This is a genomic window from Stutzerimonas stutzeri (assembly GCF_018138085.1).
Classification (GTDB): Bacteria; Pseudomonadota; Gammaproteobacteria; order Pseudomonadales; family Pseudomonadaceae; genus Stutzerimonas; species Stutzerimonas stutzeri_AI.
Window position 1 is genome coordinate 2,862,340 of the sequence record NZ_CP073105.1, and the last position, 20,194, is coordinate 2,882,533.

The window sequence follows — 20,194 nt, forward strand, 5'->3', positions numbered from 1 at the left end:
AATCCGCATTGTGCTCTCTCGAGCATCTCGCAAATTTTACCTTGACTCGAATAATCATCAGTGAAAATGATTACCCAAATCTACTTCTATCACATACCCAAATTTTTAAAGAACAGTTACTGGCGCAAAGACCAGAAATCAATACACTCGCTAGAGTCTATTCATTTCTGTGCTTTCAGCGATTATCGAGTTAATGGTGGAGCCAAGCGGGATCGAACCGCTGACCTCCTGCGTGCAAAGCAGGCGCTCTCCCAGCTGAGCTATGGCCCCATCTACAGATCGGCCACATCCCATGACAATTGGTGGGTCTGGGCAGATTCGAACTGCCGACCTCACCCTTATCAGGGGTGCGCTCTAACCAACTGAGCTACAGACCCAATCGTCTCTCTCGGGTCGAAACCCAATCGCTTTTCGCTAGTGAATCAAGCAATTCGTGTGGGAACTTATGAAGAAGCTGAAGTCTTCGATTAAGGAGGTGATCCAGCCGCAGGTTCCCCTACGGCTACCTTGTTACGACTTCACCCCAGTCATGAATCACTCCGTGGTAACCGTCCCCCCGAAGGTTAGACTAGCTACTTCTGGAGCAACCCACTCCCATGGTGTGACGGGCGGTGTGTACAAGGCCCGGGAACGTATTCACCGTGACATTCTGATTCACGATTACTAGCGATTCCGACTTCACGCAGTCGAGTTGCAGACTGCGATCCGGACTACGATCGGTTTTACGGGATTAGCTCCACCTCGCGGCTTGGCAACCCTTTGTACCGACCATTGTAGCACGTGTGTAGCCCAGGCCGTAAGGGCCATGATGACTTGACGTCATCCCCACCTTCCTCCGGTTTGTCACCGGCAGTCTCCTTAGAGTGCCCACCATGACGTGCTGGTAACTAAGGACAAGGGTTGCGCTCGTTACGGGACTTAACCCAACATCTCACGACACGAGCTGACGACAGCCATGCAGCACCTGTGTCAGAGTTCCCGAAGGCACCAATCCATCTCTGGAAAGTTCTCTGCATGTCAAGGCCTGGTAAGGTTCTTCGCGTTGCTTCGAATTAAACCACATGCTCCACCGCTTGTGCGGGCCCCCGTCAATTCATTTGAGTTTTAACCTTGCGGCCGTACTCCCCAGGCGGTCGACTTAATGCGTTAGCTGCGCCACTAAGATCTCAAGGATCCCAACGGCTAGTCGACATCGTTTACGGCGTGGACTACCAGGGTATCTAATCCTGTTTGCTCCCCACGCTTTCGCACCTCAGTGTCAGTATTAGCCCAGGTGGTCGCCTTCGCCACTGGTGTTCCTTCCTATATCTACGCATTTCACCGCTACACAGGAAATTCCACCACCCTCTGCCATACTCTAGCTTGCCAGTTTTGGATGCAGTTCCCAGGTTGAGCCCGGGGCTTTCACATCCAACTTAACAAACCACCTACGCGCGCTTTACGCCCAGTAATTCCGATTAACGCTTGCACCCTTCGTATTACCGCGGCTGCTGGCACGAAGTTAGCCGGTGCTTATTCTGTCGGTAACGTCAAAACAGCAAGGTATTAACTTACTGCCCTTCCTCCCAACTTAAAGTGCTTTACAATCCGAAGACCTTCTTCACACACGCGGCATGGCTGGATCAGGCTTTCGCCCATTGTCCAATATTCCCCACTGCTGCCTCCCGTAGGAGTCTGGACCGTGTCTCAGTTCCAGTGTGACTGATCATCCTCTCAGACCAGTTACGGATCGTCGCCTTGGTGAGCCATTACCTCACCAACTAGCTAATCCGACCTAGGCTCATCTGATAGCGCAAGGCCCGAAGGTCCCCTGCTTTCTCCCGTAGGACGTATGCGGTATTAGCGTTCCTTTCGAAACGTTGTCCCCCACTACCAGGCAGATTCCTAGGCATTACTCACCCGTCCGCCGCTGAATCATGGAGCAAGCTCCACTCATCCGCTCGACTTGCATGTGTTAGGCCTGCCGCCAGCGTTCAATCTGAGCCATGATCAAACTCTTCAGTTCAATACTGCTTGGGTTTTGAGAAAACCCTAAACTTGGCTCAGCAATCGCAATCTCATCTCCTAAAAGATGAGCACTCAATGATTTCTCGTTGAGTATTTGTGATGCTGATAATCTTGCTGACTACCAGTCTTACCTCACAAGCACCCACACGAATTGCTTGATTCAGTTGTTAAAGAGCGTTTCGATCAAGTCTTTCGTCTCAACCGAGGCCGCGCATTCTACAGCAGCCTTGCTTCTCGTCAAGCTGTTTTTGAAGAAGTTTTTCTTTCTTCTCAACCGCTTGCGCTTCCGATCAACCTAGCGTCTCTCGTCAGCGGGAGGCGAATCATACAGCGTTCAAAACCGCTGTCAACCACCCCTTTTACCGCCTCCGATCAACCCGACCGAAGCTGCCAACAGCGCTCAACCACCGCCCTGTCAGCCCGGCGCATTCTACTCGAATTTGCCGTCCGTGCAAGCCCTTATTTTCGCTAACTTCTTGATTTACAAGAGGTTTCGCCTAAGGCCTGCGCCGGAGAAGGTGCGCATTATAGGGGCTATGATTATCACGTCAACGGTTGTTTTGCCGTTATTCGGAAAAAAACGCTGGCAGCATTGATCCGCTATTAAGGAGCCGGAAGGAGCCGGCCAATTGGGCATACGCGCTCGGGTGAGTACGGGGTTCCTTCAAAGGAGCTGCGACAGGCTTTACACTGGCCCCCTCCTTTGTCTGCGATGACCTACATGTCCACCAACGCCGATCCGCTCGATCTACTATTGCTTCCTACCTGGCTCGTTCCGGTCGAGCCGGCTGGTGTCGTCCTGCAAAATCACGGGCTTGGGATCCGTAATGGCCGCATTGCACTCATAGCCCCGCGCGAGGATGCGATCCAACACGCCGCCCGGGAAACCCGGGATCTCAGCGGAATGCTGCTCGCTCCGGGATTGGTCAACGCCCACGGCCACGCTGCCATGACACTGTTCCGTGGCTTGGCTGACGATCTGCCATTGATGACCTGGCTTCGCGAACACATTTGGCCTGCGGAGAGCCGGTGGGTTGATGAGGCTTTCGTACGGGCCGGAAGCGAGTTGGCAATCGCTGAGCAATTACAAAGCGGGATTACCTGCTTTTCCGACATGTACTTTTTCCCCGATGTAATGAGCGAGCTGGTTCATAAGCATGGAGTCCGGGCTCAGATTACGATCCCGGTACTCGACTTCCCTATCCCCGGCGCGCGCAATGCCGACGAAGCACTTCGCAAAGGCGTCGCCCTGTTCGACGACCTGAAGCATCATCCGCGCGTGAGTATCGCCTTCGGCCCTCACGCGCCCTACTCCGTGGCGGACGACAAGCTGGAAAGCATTCGTACTCTCGTCGCGGAGATGGATATCGGCATCCATATGCATGTCCATGAAACCGAGCACGAGGTAGAGGAAGCGCTGGATAAGCATGGTGAACGGCCGCTGGCGCGCCTAGCCCGCTTGCAGCTGCTAGGCCCGCGCTTCCAGGCGGTCCATATGACACAGGTGAACGACGATGACATCGCACTGCTCGTCGAACACAACTGCAGCGTGATTCATTGCCCTGAGTCCAACCTCAAACTGGCCAGCGGCTTCTGCCCGGTCGAACGCCTGTGGGAGGCCGGCGTCAACGTTGCACTGGGCACCGATGGAGCCGCTAGCAATAACGACCTGGATTTACTAGGCGAAACCCGCACAGCCGCTCTGCTTGCTAAAGCTGTCGCGAGATCGGCCACAGCGCTCGATGCTCATCGGGCGCTACGCATGGCCACGCTCAATGGTGCACGCGCGCTCGGACTCGATGACCACACCGGGTCGCTGGAGATTGGCAAATTCGCCGACCTGGTGGCGTTCGATCTGTCGCGCCTTGCGCAACAGCCCGTTTACGATCCGGTTTCCCAGCTTATTTATTCCAGCGGTCGTGACTGTGTCCGTCATGTCTGGGTAGGCGGCAAGCAGCTACTCGATGAAGGACGATTGGTCCGCATGGATGAGGAGCAAATCATTGCCGTCGCCAGGGAATGGGGAGAGAAGATCGGCTCTAAGCACTAGGGATGTCCCAGCGGCCAACCATGCACTTGGGTGCTCCGCGGCAAACTGACCTATGCAAAGCACTTTACCGAAAGCCCTTTGCCTGACAGAAGCTGGCACCATGAACACTTTGCGGCTCAAGCTTCTCCTTCAAGCTTTCAAACGGAACAGATCATGAGCAACGTCGACCACGCCGAAATCGCCAAATTCGAAGCGCTCGCCCACCGCTGGTGGGACCGCGAAAGCGAATTCAAACCGCTGCACGAAATCAACCCGCTCCGGGTCAACTGGATTGACGACCACGTGTCGCTGGCCGGCAAGAAGGTTCTGGATGTCGGGTGCGGCGGCGGCATCCTCAGTGAGGCCATGGCCCAGCGCGGCGCTACCGTAACCGGCATTGACATGGGCGAAGCCCCACTGTCCGTCGCCAGGCTGCACTTGTTGGAGTCAGGCCTGGAGATCGATTATCGACAAATCACCGCCGAGGCGCTGGCCGAGGAATCGCAGGCGCAATTCGATGTCGTGACATGTCTGGAGATGCTTGAACACGTACCCGATCCGGCATCGGTAATACGTGCATGCCATGCTCTGGTAAAGCCTGGGGGACAGGTGTTCTTCTCGACGATCAACCGCAATCCAAAAGCCTATGCGCTTGCAATCATTGGTGCGGAGTACATGTTGCAGCTGCTACCACGCGGCACCCACGACTACCGTAAGTTCATCCGGCCCTCAGAGCTGGGTGCTTGGAGCCGTCAGGCCGGACTTGCAGTCAACGACATCATCGGGCTGACCTATAACCCGCTGACAAAGCACTACAAGCTGTCTCCGGACGTCGACGTGAACTACATGATTCAAACGCGTCGGGAGGCCTAATGCGTCTGCAGGCCGTGTTTTTCGACATGGACGGTACATTGCTCGATACCGCTCCTGACTTCATCGCAGTCGCTCAGGCCATGCGCGTGGCACGAGGCCTTGATCGCGTGGCAGACCAGCAGATTCGCGATGTCGTGTCTGGCGGGGCCCGGGCAATGGTACTCAGTGCGTTCGACGTCGACCCGCTATCCGACGAGTTCGAAGTACTTCGGCTCGAGTTTCTGGAGCGCTATCAAGCCCATTGCGCCGTGGAAAGCAGGCTATACGATGGCATGCCTGAATTACTGGACGAGATCGAAAGAGCCAGTTTGATCTGGGGAGTAGTCACCAACAAACCTGTTCGCTTCGCCGAGCCAATCATGCAGCAGCTGGGCCTGGCGTCGCGCTCTGCCGTGCTGGTCTGCCCGGATCATGTAAGCAAGAGCAAACCCGATCCGGAGCCAATGCTGCTCGCGTGCAGCCAGTTGGACCTCGATCCATCGACCGTACTCTTCGTTGGTGATGATCTGCGCGATATCGAATCGGGGCGCGCCGCCGGTAGCCGCACGGCGGCGGTACGCTATGGATATATTCATCCCGATGACGATCCGGACACCTGGGGTGCGGACATCGTCGTCGATCATCCGCTCGAGTTGCGTGGCCTGTTGAACGGCGCCACCTGAACGCGCCGATAACCCTTTCCTCAGCTTTTATCCGCTGACAATCATGGTGGGTGGTTACCCACGCTTTGCATATGAGGCTTCAGATGTTCGAATACTCAGCCCGTCCCGACCTGCTTAAGGGTCGAATCATCATGGTCACTGGCGCAGGCCGTGGGATCGGCGAAGCCGCGGCCAAAGCCTACGCTTCACACGGTGCAACCGTACTGCTGTTGGGCAAGAACGAGGAAAACCTCAACAGGGTATACGACGACATCGAAGCCGCCGGCGGGCCGCAACCAGCGGTCATCCCGCTTAATCTCGAGACAGCCCTGCCGCACCAGTACGACGAGCTTGCAGCCACAGTCGAGCGTGAGTTCGGGCGGCTGGATGGGCTTCTGCACAACGCAGGCATCGTAGGCCCGCGTACACCGATCGAGCAGCTGTCCGGCGACAACTTCATGCGCGTCATGCAGGTGAACGTCAATGCCACCTTTATGCTCACCAGCACACTGCTCCCCTTGCTCAAATTGTCGGACGACGCCTCGGTGGTCTTCACTTCGAGCAGCGTCGGCCGGAAGGGACGTGCCTATTGGGGCGGCTACGCCGTATCGAAGTTCGCGGTCGAGGGGCTGATGCAGGTTTTGGCCGATGAGCTTGACGGGACCAGTTCGGTACGCAGCAACAGTATCAACCCGGGTGCGACCCGCACCGATATGCGTGCAAAGGCATATCCCGGAGAGAACCCGGCGGTGAACCCGCTGCCAGCGGACATCATGCCGGTCTACCTCTATCTCATGGGCCCGGACAGCGCCAGAGTGAATGGACAGGCACTGAACGCCCAGTGAGTGCGCAACGGTCAAAGCGCCTGTTTACTGGCGCTTTGACGCGACGAACATATCAGTTTGATATCAAAACGCCGTTTCGCTGGCGACTGCTCTCGATAGCGAGTCTCAAAATTCGCTATCTCACTGATTAGCAAAGAAATTCTGATTTGGCACAAAAATAGCTACTAAGCCTCTATCAGCGCAAATTGCGTATTGAGGTTTCGTCCTATGCTGCCAGATAAACAGAACAGCGCCACCGTCGATATCGGAGCCGCCCGTGCGCGGCGCCTTGACATCAGTCCCGGTGGCACCGCGCCGACACGACCGCTAAGTCTTTTCGAGCGGGCGCGCAATCTGTCGTTACGCCTGCAGACCAGCTTGGAAATCGACCGCCTGCTGCTGTTCTTTCTCGAAGAGGCTAGCGACCTGCTTCCACTGCACGCGCTTTCGTATCGGCACGCGGGCACCGATTTCGATGTCCGCATCGGAGAAGCCGAGGGGCACGACATGCAGTTTGCGCTCGCTCAGCAAGCAGAGAGCCTCGGCGAACTCCGCTTGTTCAGCCATGGGCGCTTATCCGACCTGGCGCTTGAACAGCTCGAAGACCTGCTGAGTTGTCTGCTGTTCCCGTTACGCAACGCGCTTCTCTACCGGCGAGCTGTTCAGGCATCGCTGAAGGACTCGCTCACCGGGGCTGGAAATCGTATTGCGCTGGAGCAAAGCCTGAGCCGCGAGACTGAGCTTGCCTGGCGTCACGGGCAGCTCCTGTCGGTCATCATGCTGGATATGGATCACTTCAAGCGTCTCAATGACACCTATGGACATCAAGCGGGGGACGCCGCGCTGAAAGCGACCGCCCTGTTGCTCAAAGAACAGTTGCGCAACATTGACATGGTGTTCAGGTTCGGCGGCGAGGAGTTTGCGCTGGTGCTATCCAACACCGGGCACGAAGCGGCAGCCGTCGTAGCCGAGCGCATCAGAGCGGCCATCGAGAACCTGTACTTTCTCGTTGGAGAACGGACCGTGCATCTGTCGGCCAGCCTCGGCTACGCCACCTATCAGCCAGGGGAATCACCGGAAGAACTGCTGCAACGGGCCGACCAGGCGCTTTACCAAGCCAAGCGTGACGGCCGAAACAGGCTGTGCGCCGCGCCAATGTGAGCCGCACGGCACTGACCGGCACAAAAAAGGGCGAGCCATGATGGTCTCGCCCTTTCTCACTCTACACGGCAACCTTTTACCTGGACCGATCACCAGGACCGGGACGCGGCCCTTCGGAGGTCCGCGGACCGCTACGCTTGGCCGGAGACGGCTTGCCACGATTGCGGCCAACGGCGCTGGGCCGCTCCGCAACAGGCGTACCGCGTCCCGGCTTGCCGCGCTGCTCGTCAGCTTCACGTGGCTTGCGTGTCGGCTGGTTCTCGCGAGAGCGGCGGCCCTTGTCACCATCGTTTGGTGCGTCCGCCTCATGAGCCGAACGCAATACCCGAGGACGACGCTCGCCGCGCCCAACAGGCTTGGCGACCTTGCGCTGCATACGATCGAGCTTTTCCTTGGTTTTCGACTTCATCCCCGGCAGAGCAACCGGCTTGAGGCCGACCTCCTCGCTGAGAATATCGACCTCGCTCTGGGACATCTCGCGCCAGCGCCCCATCGGCAAATCGGACGTCATGAACACCGGCCCGAACCGGACACGCTTCAGACGGCTGACGACGAGCCCCTGCGATTCCCACAACCGACGCACTTCACGGTTGCGACCTTCCATCACCACGCAGTGATACCAGTGATTGAAGCCTTCGCCGCCGGGCGCCTGCTGGATGTCGGTAAACCGTGCCGGTCCATCTTCGAGCATGACGCCTGTCTTCAAGCGTTCGATCATCTCGTCGTCGACCTCGCCCCTTACCCGAACCGCGTATTCACGGTCCATCTCGTAAGAGGGATGCATCAGGCGGTTGGCCAGCTCACCATCGGTGGTGAACAGCAGCAAACCAGTGGTGTTGATATCGAGTCGACCGATATTAATCCAGCGGCCCTCTTTCGGACGGGGCAAGCGGTCGAATACCGTCGGACGGCCCTCTGGGTCGTCACGGGTGCAGATTTCGCCATCCGGCTTGTTGTAGATCAGAACGCGGCGGACCACCTCAGTGGCTTCTTCACGCTTGAGCAAACGCCCATCGACAGCAATCGCATCGTGCGAGTCGACGCGCTGACCAAGTGTGGCCAAGGCGCCGTTGACCTTGACTCGTCCGGCGGAGATCCAGTTCTCCACGTCACGCCGCGAGGCCAGGCCAAGGCGGGCCAGGACTTTCTGCAGCTTCTCGCCGTGGGCAATATGAGGAGTCGTTTCTTCGTGTTCGGTCATCTAGGCACCTCCCGGTGTGGCAGTTCCGATAGAAAGGCCGCGCACTATACGCGTCGCGGTTGCTCTACGCACTAGGGCCTGCACGCAATTCGCAACTGGCGGCGAACCACGGCAGGCCCCATGACGTTAGCAGCCCATCGGCCGATAAGCTTTACCGCTTGTCCAGCGCGGCAAGCGCCTCGGCCGTGGCCTGCTGAATGCTGCTCCAATCGCCGTTCTTGAGCGCGGTCCCATCGATCATCCAGGTGCCACCGACGCACATAACGTTGGGGAGCGCCAGATACTGGGACGCGTTGCCCGCGTTAACGCCACCGGTCGGGCAAAACCGCACATCGCCAAAGGGGCCTCCGAGCGCCTTGATCGCGGCGACGCCACCACACACCTCAGCGGGGAACAGCTTGAATCGGCGATAGCCCAGCGCATAGCCACGCATGATGTCGGACGCATTGCTGATACCGGCCAACAACGGCACAGCGCTGTTGACGCCGGCCTGCAGCAGCTCATCCGTGCAGCCTGGCGAGACGATGAACTGCGCACCTGCAGCTTCGACTTCGTCCATCATGCGCTTATCGAGCACCGTCCCGGCGCCGATGCAAAGCTCGGGCCGCTCCTGACGCAAGCGGCGGATCGCGGTGAGACCGTGCGCCGAGCGCAAGGTGATCTCCAGCGCTGTCAGCCCGCCTGCGGCAAGCGCATCGGCCAACGGCAGGATTTGCTCCTCACTGCCGATGGTGATGACGGGAAGGATGCGGGCTTCGGTACAGATCTTTTCGATCAGTGCGTTCTTCTGGTCCATGGTCATGGGTAAATTCCTCGGGCCTCACGGGCACCAATAAATCTCTAGTGGGGAATGCAGGAATGCACGGATAGGCATCTGCAAGGCTTCGAGCTGCATGGCTTGACGCAGGGTCTCCAGCTTGGCCTGCCCCTGGATGGCAAGGCACTGCACCCTGGCCGAGGCCAGCAATGGATAGGTCATACTGATGCGTTGTGTCGGAGCTGTCGGCGCCACCATCGGCAGGCAGAGCGCCGCCTCTTGGCTGTCGAGCCCTCGCGCCAGCAACGGGCTATCAGGGAACAATGAAGCGGTATGACCATCGTTGCCCATGCCCAGTACCAGCACATCGATGGGCCGACTGAGGCCTTCCATCCGCCGGCTTGCACCTTGCGCCGCCTGCTCCAGGGTATCGGCGGGCTGGTAAAGGCCAAGCAGCTCGGCCTTGGCCGCTGCGTTCTGCAGTAAATGGCGGCGCACCAGCCGTTCGTTACTGTCAGCATCTTCGACGGCGACCCAACGCTCGTCAGCGAGGCTGACCTGCACCTTTGCCCAGTCCAGCTTGCGCGTCGACAGCGCCTCGAAAAAGGCGATTGGGCTGCGCCCTCCAGACACCACCAGGCTCGCACGGCCCTGAGCGCTCACGGCCTGGCTGAGTGCTTCGGCAACCCGATCAGCCAAGGACCGAGCCAACTGATCGGAATCAGCGAGCTCATGCGTTACCACCCCCAAGGGCAGTTCGATTTCAGAGATCGCCATACCAGGACCTCCCATCACGTGTGATCAGCGCAATGGACGCCACCGGCCCCCAGGATCCCGCTGGATAGGGTTTCGGCGCGTCGCCAAGGCGCGACCAACCATCGATGAGCTGGTCGCACCATTTCCAGGCGTACTCGATCTCATCCTTGCGCACGAACAGATTCTGATTGCCCTGCATCACTTCCAACAGCAGACGCTCGTAGGCGTCTGGAATACGCGAGCTTTTATAGGTTTCGGAAAAATTCAGCTGCAGCGGACCACTGCGAAGGTGCATTCCCTTGTCGAGGCCCTGCTCCTTGGTCATCACTTGCAACGAAATGCCCTCGTCCGGCTGCAAGCGAATGATCAGCCGGTTGCTGATAAGCGAGCGCTGCTCAGGGGCAAAGATGTAGAACGGCGGTTCTTTGAAATGGATGACGATCTGCGAAACCTTTTCGGCCATGCGCTTGCCGGTACGCAGGTAAAACGGCACGCCCGACCAGCGCCAGTTGCAGATGTCGGCGCGCAGCGCGACGAATGTCTCGGTGCTGCTCTCGGCATTGGAGTTCTCTTCCTCGAGATAGCCGGGTACGGCTTTGCCCCCCACCGAACCGCCCACGTACTGGCCGCGTACCACCTGTTTGCCGAGACGCTCCGGTGTGATCGGCGCCAGCGCCTTGAGAACCTTGACCTTTTCATCGCGAATGCTGTCGGCAGTGAGGTCGCTGGGCGGGTCCATCGCGATCAGGCACAACAGCTGCAGCAGATGGTTCTGGATCATGTCGCGCAACTGACCGGCTTGATCGAAATACCCCCAGCGGCCCTCGATACCCACGGTTTCGGCGACTGTGATCTCGACGTGCGAGATGTGATGCTGATTCCATTGCGTCTCGAACAGGCTATTGGCGAAGCGCAGTGCGATCAGGTTCTGCACTGTCTCCTTGCCCAGGTAGTGGTCGATACGGTAGATCCGGCTTTCCGGGAAATACTGCGCGACGGCGTCGTTGACCACTCGCGAAGACTCGAGGTCATGCCCGATAGGCTTCTCGAGCACCACGCGGGTTTGCTCGGCCAGCCCGGCCGCGGCGAGATGCTCGCAGATCGAACCGTAAACCGACGCAGGCGTGGCAAAATACGCAATCAGCGGCGTGTCGGAGGAAACCTGCTCCGCCAGGGCTACGTAGTCCTGGGCGTTGCGGAAGTCCATGGTGAGGTATTTCAGCCTCGCCTCGAACCGTGCCAGCACCGTCTCGTCCAGCTGGGCGGCCGGTATGTAGCGGCGCAATGCCTGATCTATCCGCTCCAGATGAGCCGAGGGCTCTCCTTTATCCCGCGAAAGGGCCAGGATGCAGGTGTCGCTGTGAAGGAGCCCCGCCCGATCCAGCTGGTAAAGTGCGGGAAACAATTTGCGCAGCGCCAGATCGCCCAGGGCGCCGAACAAAGCAAAGGTGGTCGCGTCAACGGTAATAGCAGGCATGTTTTTTATACTAACCAAATTAGGCTGTACGACAGATAGGTTTGCGCAGTTTAAGCTCTTAATGTTGTTATTAAAACAACATAAGGCCTATTTTTTCGCGCTTCTGACTCGTTTCACAGCCGTCCTGGGCTTGAGCCTCCTGAAAGAAGAGACATGGATCGCATGAAAAATCTCTTGGAACAGATAAAAAATCGGCTCGATGAGCTGAACAAAGCGGAAAGAAAGGTCGCCGAAGTGATCTTGAGTGATCCTCAACAGGCCACCCGCTACAGCATTGCCGCCCTGGCTCAAGCCGCGAAGGTCAGCGAGCCAACTGTCAATCGGTTCTGCCGCTCATTCGGCGCGGCCGGCTATCCGGTGCTGAAGATTCAACTAGCGCAAAGCCTGGCCAGCGGCGCGGCTTACGTCAGCAGAGCCGTCGAAGCAGACGACAGCCCCGAGGCCTACACCCGGAAGATCTTCGGCAGCGCCATCGCTTCGCTCGATAGCGCCTGCCAAGCCATCGATCCGCAGGTGATCAGCCATGCCGTTGACCTGATGATCCAAGCTCGCCAAATCCACTTCTTCGGCCTTGGCGCCTCTGCGTCGGTTGCATTGGATGCCCAGCACAAATTTTTCCGCTTCAATCTGCCGGTGACCGCTCATAGCGACGTGCTCATGCAGCGGATGCTGGCATCGGTGGCCCATACGGGTGATCTGTTCGTGATCATTTCCTATACGGGACGCACGCGTGAGCTGGTCGAAGCAGCTGTGATGGCACGCGACAACGGAGCTTCGGTACTGGGCCTGACCGCCGCTGACTCGCCACTGGCCAAGGTCTGTACGCTGAGCCTGGACATACCGCTACCGGAAGACACCGACATCTATATGCCGATGACATCACGGATCATCCAGCTCACCGTGCTCGACGCGCTGGCGGCCGGTGTAACGCTGCGGCGCGGCATCGACTTCCAGCCGCATCTGCGCAAGATCAAGGAGAGCCTGATGGCCACCCGTTATCCAGCGGAAGAGAGTTGATCACTTCTTTTTCTTTCTGGCTTTGCGCAAGGCGTGCAGTCGCTCGGCGGCCAGTGCGTTGACCGCCTTACGCTCCTTGTTCTTCATGCCCTTCCAGGCCTTCATCTCCTCCCGGCTGCGTCCGCAGCCGATGCAGATGTCGTCTTGGAGCTTGCAGATGCTGACGCACGGGTTCTTCGCCTTTTCGCCCAAAACCACCTCCGATTCCACTTGAGGACCCTACCGCCTTGGCTAAGTAGAGGCCCTCTTCGCCTGGAGGTTCTAACGGAATCGGACTATCGCTTCGATCAATCCCACCAGTACTCGACCTGCACGCCGAAATTCGAGCCGTGCTGGTCGCCGCCAAAGGCTCCGGTGTCGGACAGCGCACTACCGGCCGCCATCAGGTTGGCCGCTTCCTGCGCCGCTTCGTTCCATTGCGCGTAGGTGTAATACAGACGAATCTCCGGGCGAGCCCAGAACTCTGGCCCAGCAGGCGACCAGGTGGGCGCCACGGTGAACTTGGTCAGCTTGCGGGTACCTTCCGGCGCGTCGATCTGGTCATGCCCAAGCTCTGCGACCAGCTTGAATTGATCGGTCAAGGCGTAGACCGGACGCACACCAACAGAGATCCAGTCCTGATCGCCGCCGTTTTGACGCTTGTCCTTCTGGTACACCGCCTGGAACTGACCGCCGAAACGCGGGGTTACCTGCCAATCGAAGTATTCGACCGCTCGCCAGCTCTTGTCACTGCTGCCCAAGGTCACGTCACCGGTATAGCCGAGACCGGTGCCCGGCCCCTCGCCGTATTGGAGCGCAAAGGTGTTGCTACCGCCGAGGAAACCAACCTGCTTGTGCTGGACGGTAACGGCCCAACCGCTATTGGCATCGTCACGATCCGGCTCGTCGATGTAACTGACACCGAACTCGAGCTCGCCACCGGGATTGCTGTCGAAGCCCCCGACGTTGAAATCGTGACGGTTGATGTAGTTTTCCTGGAAGACGTTGTCCTTGCGTGAAAATGCGTAGCTGTACTTCAGCCCACCGATTTCCATGTCCTCGATACCGGCGCCGGTCGCACTCTGGTTCCAATAGTAGAAGTCCGAGATGTGGATGTCATTTCGCTTGTAGAAACGCCGGCCGGCCCATAGCGAACCACCGTTGAGCGCCGGCACCTTGCTCCATTCGGCGTAGGCCTGAACCATGCGGGCCCAACCATGATCGCCGGTGAACTTGGGCGTGTGATCGTACTGGTTGTAGAGCGCCGCCATACCTTCCAGGCTCACCACCGATCCGTCATCCAGCGTAAGCAGATCCTGACGCAGCCCCAGCTCCGCATACTGCTCGCACTCGTTGCCGAGGCGAAATTTGGAGGGGGCTCCCGGAAGCTGGAAGCAGGCTTGCGACGCGCTACTGCTCGATTCGCCGATCCCGCTGCGCACGTAACCATTGAAATCCAGCGCGTGAACCGTAAACGGCATAGCCAGGCTCGCCAGCGAAATCGCGAAGCCCAGGCGTGTAGTTTTTTTCATATTCGCTCCAATTAGCTCTTATTGTTGTTACTGCCTTTGGATCGAGCCGAAAAGGCTCTCCTTACGATCCACAACCAGCATCCTGCTCGCTGCGGTTCGACTTGTTGCACCCAGCGGCGTTCGCCGGTGGGTGCCTAACCTGACTTACAAATACCATTCAGAACGGGCGGGCGCCGGTACGCAGAGACTCTGCTACCGCGCGTTTTTTCCACTCACGATCGCCACTCAGCGGGCAACGAGCCGGGTAACGGTCCCGTCATGCCCTGACGAACTGGTATCGGACATCAAACCCAAGCGCTCGCCGGTCTGTGCATCGAACAGCAGCACCTTTCCCGGCTCGAACTGCAGCGTGAGTGTTTCACCAGGATTGGGTGCGGCATCCGGTGCCAGACGGCAACACACCTTGGTCTGATTGAGCGTGACGAAGACCATGGTGTCCGGGCCGGTTGGCTCGACGACCTGCACCTCGGCGCGCAGCGAAGGGAGCTCACTGGCAGCGCCGACGCAAATTTGCTCCGGCCGGATTCCCAGGATCACGTCGCGCCCCTCCAATGACTCGCCAGGTGCCGCATTGACCGGCAACTCGCAGCGGTCCTGGCCGCTTTCCAGCAGCGCGGACCAGCCGCCTCCACGCTTACTCAGACGCAGCGGAATGAAGTTCATCGGCGGCGACCCGATGAAGCTCGCGACAAACAGGTTGGCCGGATCGTTGTAGATCTCCTTCGGCGTACCGAACTGCTGGACGATGCCATCCTTCATCACCGCGACCTTGTCGCCGAGTGTCATCGCCTCGATCTGGTCGTGGGTGACATATACCGTGGTGGTCTTCAGTCGCTGATGCATCAGTTTGATCTCGGTGCGCATCTCCACCCGCAGCTTGGCGTCGAGGTTCGATAACGGCTCATCGAACAGATAGATCTTGGGCCGCCGCGCCAGCGCACGCCCCATCGCCACGCGCTGCTGTTGACCACCCGACAGCTGCGACGGCTTGCGCCCCAGCAGATGCTCGATCTGCAGCAGCTGCGCGACGCGAGCCACTTCTTCCTGGATCTTGGCCGCCGGCACCTTGCGCATCTTCAGGCCGAAGGCGATGTTTTCCTGAACCGTCATGGTCGGGTACAGCGCGTAGGACTGGAACACCATCGCGATGTCACGATCCTTTGGGCTGGCGGTACTGATGTCCGCCCCGTCTACACGGATTTCCCCGCCGGTGATGTCTTCGAGCCCGGCGATGCAGTTCATCAAGGTCGACTTTCCGCAGCCGGAGGGGCCGACCAGGATCAGGAATTCGCCGTCGTCGATCTTCAGGTCGATGTCTTTCAAGGTGTCATTGGAGCTACCCGGATAGCTCTTGCGGACGTTGCAAAGTTCAAGTGCAGCCATGTCGTTCTCCTAACCCTTGACCGCGCCGGCCGTGAGCCCACGCAGGAAATACTTGCCGGCGAGGATGTACACCACCAGCGTTGGCAGCCCGGCGATCATCGCCGCGGCCATATCGACGTTGTATTCCTTGGCGCCCGTGCTGGTGTTGACCAGGTTGTTCAGCGCCACCGTGATCGGCTGCGAGTCGCCGCTGGCGAATACCACCCCGAAGAGGAAGTCGTTCCAGATCTGGGTGAACTGCCATATCAGGCAAACCATGATGATCGGCGTCGACATGGGCAGCAGAATCCGCCCGAAGATGGTGAAGAAGCCGGCACCGTCCAGGCGTGCGGCTCGCACCAGGGCATCCGGCACGCTCACGTAGAAGTTGCGGAAAAACAGCGTAGTGAAGGCGATGCCATAGACAACGTGCACCAGCACCAGTCCGGCCGTGGTGTTGGCCAGACCGAACTTGCCCAGGGTGAACGAAGCTGGAAGCAGCACGGTTTGGAATGGCAGAAAGCAACCGAACAGCAGCAACCCGAAGAACAGCTGCGAGCCGCGGAAGCGCCACATCGACAGGACGTAGCCGTTCAAGGCGCCGAGCGCCGTCGAAATCAGCACGGCCGGTACGGCGATCTTCACCGAGTTCCAGAAATAGCCGTCGACTACGGCCCACGCCTTGACCCAGCCGATCACGGTGAACACGTCCGGCCAGGAAAGCAGGTTGCCCGTGCGGATGTCATCGGGCGTCTTGAAGCTGGTCAGCAACATCACCACCAGCGGCACCAGGTACAAGGCCGCCGCCAACAGTAGCGTGGCGTGGATAGCGAGCCGACTCAGATTGAGTGATTTAGTCATAGCGCTTACCCCGCAGTTCCGAGTAGAGGTACGGCACCAGAATTGTCAGGATCGCGGCCAGCATCATCATCGCACTGGCCGAACCGATGCCCATCTGGCCGCGACTGAAGGTGAAGTTGTACATGAACATCGCTGGTAGGTCGGAAGCGTAACCGGGCCCTCCCGCTGTCATCGCGGCTACCAGGTCAAAGCTCTTGATAGCGATGTGCGCAAGGATCATGAGTGCGCTGAAGAACACCGGCCGAAGGCTCGGCAGCACAATGCGCAAATAGATGGCCGGCAGGCTTGCCCCGTCGATCTGCGCAGCCCGCACGATGGACTGATCGACGCTGCGCAGACCGGCGAGAAAGAGCGCCATGACGAAGCCGGAAGCCTGCCATACGGCCGCGATCACCAGGCAGTAGACGACACGGTCCGGGTCGACCAGCCAGTCGAAGCGAAAACCTTCCCAGCCCCAGTCACGCAGCATCTTGTCGATGCCAAGGCCCGGGTTGAGCAACCATTGCCAGGCCGTCCCGGTGACAATCATCGACAAGGCCATCGGATACAGGTAGATGGTTCGGATGAAGCCTTCCCGGCGGATGCGCTGGTCCAGCAGCACGGCAAGAAATACGCCGATCACCAGGCTGACGCCGATGAACAGCCCGCCGAACACCGCGAGGTTCTGGCTCGCGACCCACCAGCGGTCGTTCTCCATCAGGCGGACGTATTGCTGTAGACCCACCCATTTGTAGCTGGGCATGAAGCTGGAGTTGGTAAACGACAGCACCAACGTCCAGAGGATGTAACCGTAAAAGCCAACCAGGACCATCAGCATGGTCGGCGCCAGGACCAGCTTGGGTAGCCAGCGCTGCAGCGCGTCCAGGGGTGAGGCCATGGTCTTGGTGATTGCCATCGTGACACTCATTCGGGCGTTACCAGGTGAAGGTGAAATCCAGGCCGAACGCTCCCTCCGGCAGGACCGCAGCCCTGCCGAGAGGCGTTTTGACTATATGGAGCGGGCCGCGCGTCGGCCCGGGTCAGCCTACTGTGCGGACTTGATCGCCGCGTAGAGCTGCGCGCCGGCTTTGCTCGGGTCGGCGTTCTTTTCGCTCATGAAGTTGGACACCACATCGAAGATGGCGCCTTGCACCGCGAGGTTCGTGGCCATGCTGTGCGCCATGCTCGGCTCCAGGTTGCCGTTCTTGTCGGCTTCCTTGAAGTCATCCATGGAGGCCTGGGCGCAGCTGTCGAATTCGCTCATGTCCAGATCGGAACGTACCGGAATCGACCCCTTGTTCTTGTTGAATACGTACTGGAACTTGGGCTCCAGCGCGATCCTGGCCAAGGCGTGCTGCGCGGCGATGTCGCCTTCGTCCTTGAGCTTGAACATGGCGATGGAATCGATGTTGTAGGTGTAGCTGCCAGCGGTGCCGGGCATGGGGACGCACTGGTAGTCCTTGCCGGCCACCTTGTCGGAAGCCGTCCATTCGCTTTTCGCCCAGTCACCCATGATCTGCATCCCGGCCTTGCCGTCGATCACCATCGCAGTGGCGAGGTTCCAGTCGCGACCGGCACGGTTGTCGTCCATGTAGGTGGAGAGTTTTTTCAGGGCGGCGAATACTTCGGTCATTTGCGGGCTGGTCAGGGTCGCCTTGTCATGTTCGACGAACGCCTTGTGAAAGCCATCCGGCCCCATGATGCCCAGCACCAGGCCTTCGAAGACGGTGCTGTCCTGCCATGGCTGACCGCCATGCGCGATAGGAACGAAGCCGGCCGCTTTGAGCTTGTCGCCAGCGGCGTAGAGCTCTTCGAGCGTAGTGGGCGCCTTCTCGATACCGGCCTTCTCGAATACCTTCGGATTGATCCACAACCAGTTGACGCGATGGATATTCACCGGCACCGCCACGTAGTGGCCGTCGTACTTCATGGTGTCGGAGACGGTCTTCGACAGCAGCTGGTCCCAGTTATTGGCCTCGGCCACCTCGTCGAGCGGGCTCAGCAGGTCGAGAGCGCCCCACTCCTGCAGATCAGGCCCCTTGATCTGCGCGGCGCCCGGCGGGTTGCCCGATACAACGCGGGTCTTCAGTACGGTCATGGCCGCCGAACCTGCGCCGCCGGCGACGGCGCCATCCTTCCAGGTGTAGCCGGCCTCGTTGACCAGATCGCGCAAGACGTTTACCGCGGCGGCTTCTCCGCCGGAGGTCCACCAGTGGACAACTTCCACGGTGCCCTTCGAATCAGCGGCCATCGCGGAAACAGGAAGCAACGAAGCAAGAGAAATGACAGTGGCGAGGCGAGTAATCGCGTTCATTTAAATACCTTTTCTTGTTTTTATGCATGCAAGCCCAATGCTTGCGCTGCGTTGGATTCTAGGCCGGGCGAAAACCCCCGGAGGTAACGAAGGGATGCGTGTATGTCACAGCGCTGTTACACAGAAACCAGTGCGGTTGCCATACTCGGAGCCAGCGGCAGGCGCGGCAACAGCACGGCTTGGTAAGCGTGATAGAGATCCGCCTTGCCCGGCCAGATGCTGCCCGCCGGCTGGTTGTCACTATCGAGTTCGTGGTGCCAGCTACCATTTTGCAAATCGATGAAGTGGCTCGCGCAGAACTCCCAGAAGCAGCGATACCAGTCTTCGTAAACCTGCTCTCCGGTTCGCCAGAGCAGCGCTGCGGCTGCGGCGCTGGCTTCGGCGTGTACCCAGTGCAAGCGCGCAGGGACCACCGGTCGGCTCGCCCAGTCGAGGGTATAAACCAGCCCAGGCGTGCCGTCCACACACCAGGCATCACGACAGGCACGGGCGAAGAGTTCGCGGGCGTTGTCCAGTAGCCATCGCGGCGCATCGAGCCCGGCGCGCAGCAAGGCCGCTTCCAGGTGCAGGAGCAGCCGCGCCCACTCGAAACTGTGGCCCGGCGTGCTGCCATAGGGACGGAACGGGTCGGCGCGGTTGTCGTCGTTGTAATCCGGCAACGCTTGCCAGGAGCGATCGAAATGCTCGACCACCACATGCCCACGCGTCGCCGCATGACCTTGAATCACGCGTTCGGCGATGCGCAGGGCGCGTTGCAGCCATACCGTGGATCCGGTGGCATCGGCCAGGGCGAGAAACGCCTCGGTGGCGTGCATGTTGCTGTTGGCACCCCGGTACGCTTCCTCCTGCTGCCAGTCCCGGCTGAAACTTTCGCGCAAAGCGCCCTCTTCCTCGCTCCAGAAATACTTCTCGAGGATCGTTATCGCCTCTTCCAGCAAGGCCGAGGCTGCAGGCCGTCCGGCAACCTTTGCGGAGCTGCCTGCCAAGGCGACGAAGGCATGCAAGTAGGCGGATTTGTCGCCGGTGCGCGTGGCATCGGCGAACCAGCCGCCGAACTCGGCATCGCGCAAGGCGCCTTGCAGCGCCGCTACGCCGTGATCGACCAGCTCGGCGTAGCCGGGGATACCCTGGATGACCGCCAGGGCAAAGCAATGGGTCATACGTGTGGTATGGATCAGTTCGGCGCGCGCGCCATGCGGAAGTCTTCCGTCTGCATCGAGCGCCGCGAATCCGTCATCGACTCGCGAGGCTCGGGCGAACGGTAGCAGGCGCATCCCTTCACCAACCAACCAAGCCAGGTGAGTGGTTTTTTGCAGCCAGCTGCCAAGGGGTAACTCAGGTGATCTCATTATTCTTATTCCCAAGTACGGGTATTCGTCGCCATCCAACACCGCCATGGCGCAAGGCAACGTCGCGGTTGTGAC

General features: G+C 59.3%; 17 protein-coding genes, 2 tRNA genes and 1 rRNA gene. 6 read left to right on the forward strand and 14 right to left on the reverse strand.

Going from position 1 to position 20,194, the window contains the following annotated elements:
• Positions 1-194: 194 nt before the first annotated feature.
• From KCX70_RS13035 to KCX70_RS13045, 3 genes are all read right to left on the reverse strand, one after another.
• A tRNA-Ala gene (locus KCX70_RS13035) sits at positions 195-270 on the reverse strand.
• 30 nt (positions 271-300) lie between these two features.
• Positions 301-377 (reverse strand) — tRNA-Ile (locus KCX70_RS13040).
• A gap of 91 nt (positions 378-468) precedes the next feature.
• Positions 469-2,005 (reverse strand): 16S ribosomal RNA (locus KCX70_RS13045).
• 723 nt (positions 2,006-2,728) lie between these two features.
• Between KCX70_RS13045 and KCX70_RS13050 the strand changes: the two genes are divergently transcribed.
• From KCX70_RS13050 to KCX70_RS13070, 5 genes are all read left to right on the forward strand, one after another.
• Positions 2,729-4,057: a TRZ/ATZ family hydrolase gene (locus KCX70_RS13050; protein ID WP_212617801.1), complete on the forward strand. Its 1,329-nt coding sequence runs from the start codon at positions 2,729-2,731 to the stop codon at positions 4,055-4,057.
• A 153-nt stretch (positions 4,058-4,210) separates the two neighbouring features.
• Positions 4,211-4,909, forward strand: coding sequence for a bifunctional 2-polyprenyl-6-hydroxyphenol methylase/3-demethylubiquinol 3-O-methyltransferase UbiG (gene ubiG / locus KCX70_RS13055; RefSeq protein ID WP_212617802.1), 699 nt, complete (start codon positions 4,211-4,213; stop codon positions 4,907-4,909).
• On the forward strand, positions 4,909-5,571 hold the full coding sequence (gene mupP / locus KCX70_RS13060) for an N-acetylmuramic acid 6-phosphate phosphatase MupP (protein WP_102851993.1): 663 nt from the start codon (positions 4,909-4,911) through the stop codon (positions 5,569-5,571). The genes ubiG and mupP overlap by 1 nt, the downstream gene beginning before the upstream one ends.
• 83 nt (positions 5,572-5,654) lie before the next feature.
• Positions 5,655-6,395: a YciK family oxidoreductase gene (locus KCX70_RS13065; RefSeq protein WP_102851994.1), complete on the forward strand. Its 741-nt coding sequence runs from the start codon at positions 5,655-5,657 to the stop codon at positions 6,393-6,395.
• 207 nt (positions 6,396-6,602) lie between these two features.
• Entirely contained in the window at positions 6,603-7,535 is a 933-nt protein-coding gene (locus KCX70_RS13070; protein WP_212617803.1) for a GGDEF domain-containing protein, read from the forward strand.
• Positions 7,536-7,611: 76 nt separating this feature from the next.
• On the opposite strand, the gene rluB is transcribed toward KCX70_RS13070, so the two are convergent.
• The 4 genes from rluB to zwf all read right to left on the reverse strand — a co-directional run bounded on the left by rluB (position 7,612) and on the right by zwf (position 11,726).
• Entirely contained in the window at positions 7,612-8,736 is a 1,125-nt protein-coding gene (gene rluB / locus KCX70_RS13075) for a 23S rRNA pseudouridine(2605) synthase RluB (protein WP_212617804.1), read from the reverse strand.
• 151 nt (positions 8,737-8,887) lie between these two features.
• Complete coding sequence (locus tag KCX70_RS13080) at positions 8,888-9,538, reverse strand: bifunctional 4-hydroxy-2-oxoglutarate aldolase/2-dehydro-3-deoxy-phosphogluconate aldolase (protein WP_102851997.1); 651 nt, start codon at positions 9,536-9,538, stop codon at positions 8,888-8,890.
• An 18-nt stretch (positions 9,539-9,556) separates the two neighbouring features.
• The gene (gene pgl / locus KCX70_RS13085) at positions 9,557-10,270 is read right to left on the reverse strand and encodes a 6-phosphogluconolactonase (protein ID WP_212617805.1); all 714 of its coding nucleotides are present in this window, start codon (positions 10,268-10,270) and stop codon (positions 9,557-9,559) included.
• On the reverse strand, positions 10,257-11,726 hold the full coding sequence (gene zwf / locus KCX70_RS13090) for a glucose-6-phosphate dehydrogenase (protein ID WP_212617806.1): 1,470 nt from the start codon (positions 11,724-11,726) through the stop codon (positions 10,257-10,259). Before zwf ends, pgl begins: the two co-directional genes overlap by 14 nt.
• Before the next feature lie 153 nt (positions 11,727-11,879).
• Between zwf and KCX70_RS13095 the strand changes: the two genes are divergently transcribed.
• On the forward strand, positions 11,880-12,743 hold the full coding sequence (locus tag KCX70_RS13095; RefSeq protein WP_021208669.1) for a MurR/RpiR family transcriptional regulator: 864 nt from the start codon (positions 11,880-11,882) through the stop codon (positions 12,741-12,743).
• Here the strand turns inward: KCX70_RS13095 and KCX70_RS13100 are convergent, their stop codons facing one another.
• The 7 genes from KCX70_RS13100 to KCX70_RS13130 form a co-directional block, all read right to left on the reverse strand.
• Positions 12,744-12,935 (reverse strand): DUF1289 domain-containing protein, encoded by a 192-nt coding sequence (locus KCX70_RS13100; protein WP_102852000.1) that lies wholly within the window; start codon positions 12,933-12,935, stop codon positions 12,744-12,746.
• A 95-nt stretch (positions 12,936-13,030) separates the two neighbouring features.
• Positions 13,031-14,254 carry a maltoporin gene (locus KCX70_RS13105; RefSeq protein ID WP_102852001.1) on the reverse strand — a complete coding sequence of 408 codons (1,224 nt, stop codon included), beginning with the start codon at positions 14,252-14,254 and terminating at the stop codon, positions 13,031-13,033.
• 225 nt (positions 14,255-14,479) lie between these two features.
• Positions 14,480-15,637: an ABC transporter ATP-binding protein gene (locus KCX70_RS13110; protein ID WP_212617807.1), complete on the reverse strand. Its 1,158-nt coding sequence runs from the start codon at positions 15,635-15,637 to the stop codon at positions 14,480-14,482.
• Between the two features lie 9 nt (positions 15,638-15,646).
• Positions 15,647-16,477: a carbohydrate ABC transporter permease gene (locus KCX70_RS13115; RefSeq protein ID WP_021208665.1), complete on the reverse strand. Its 831-nt coding sequence runs from the start codon at positions 16,475-16,477 to the stop codon at positions 15,647-15,649.
• On the reverse strand, positions 16,470-17,372 hold the full coding sequence (locus KCX70_RS13120) for a carbohydrate ABC transporter permease (protein ID WP_392602273.1): 903 nt from the start codon (positions 17,370-17,372) through the stop codon (positions 16,470-16,472). Before KCX70_RS13120 ends, KCX70_RS13115 begins: the two co-directional genes overlap by 8 nt.
• Before the next feature lie 129 nt (positions 17,373-17,501).
• The gene (locus tag KCX70_RS13125; RefSeq protein ID WP_102852004.1) at positions 17,502-18,770 is read right to left on the reverse strand and encodes an ABC transporter substrate-binding protein; all 1,269 of its coding nucleotides are present in this window, start codon (positions 18,768-18,770) and stop codon (positions 17,502-17,504) included.
• 116 nt (positions 18,771-18,886) lie between these two features.
• Entirely contained in the window at positions 18,887-20,119 is a 1,233-nt protein-coding gene (locus tag KCX70_RS13130; protein ID WP_212617809.1) for an AGE family epimerase/isomerase, read from the reverse strand.
• Positions 20,120-20,194 lie beyond the last annotated feature (75 nt).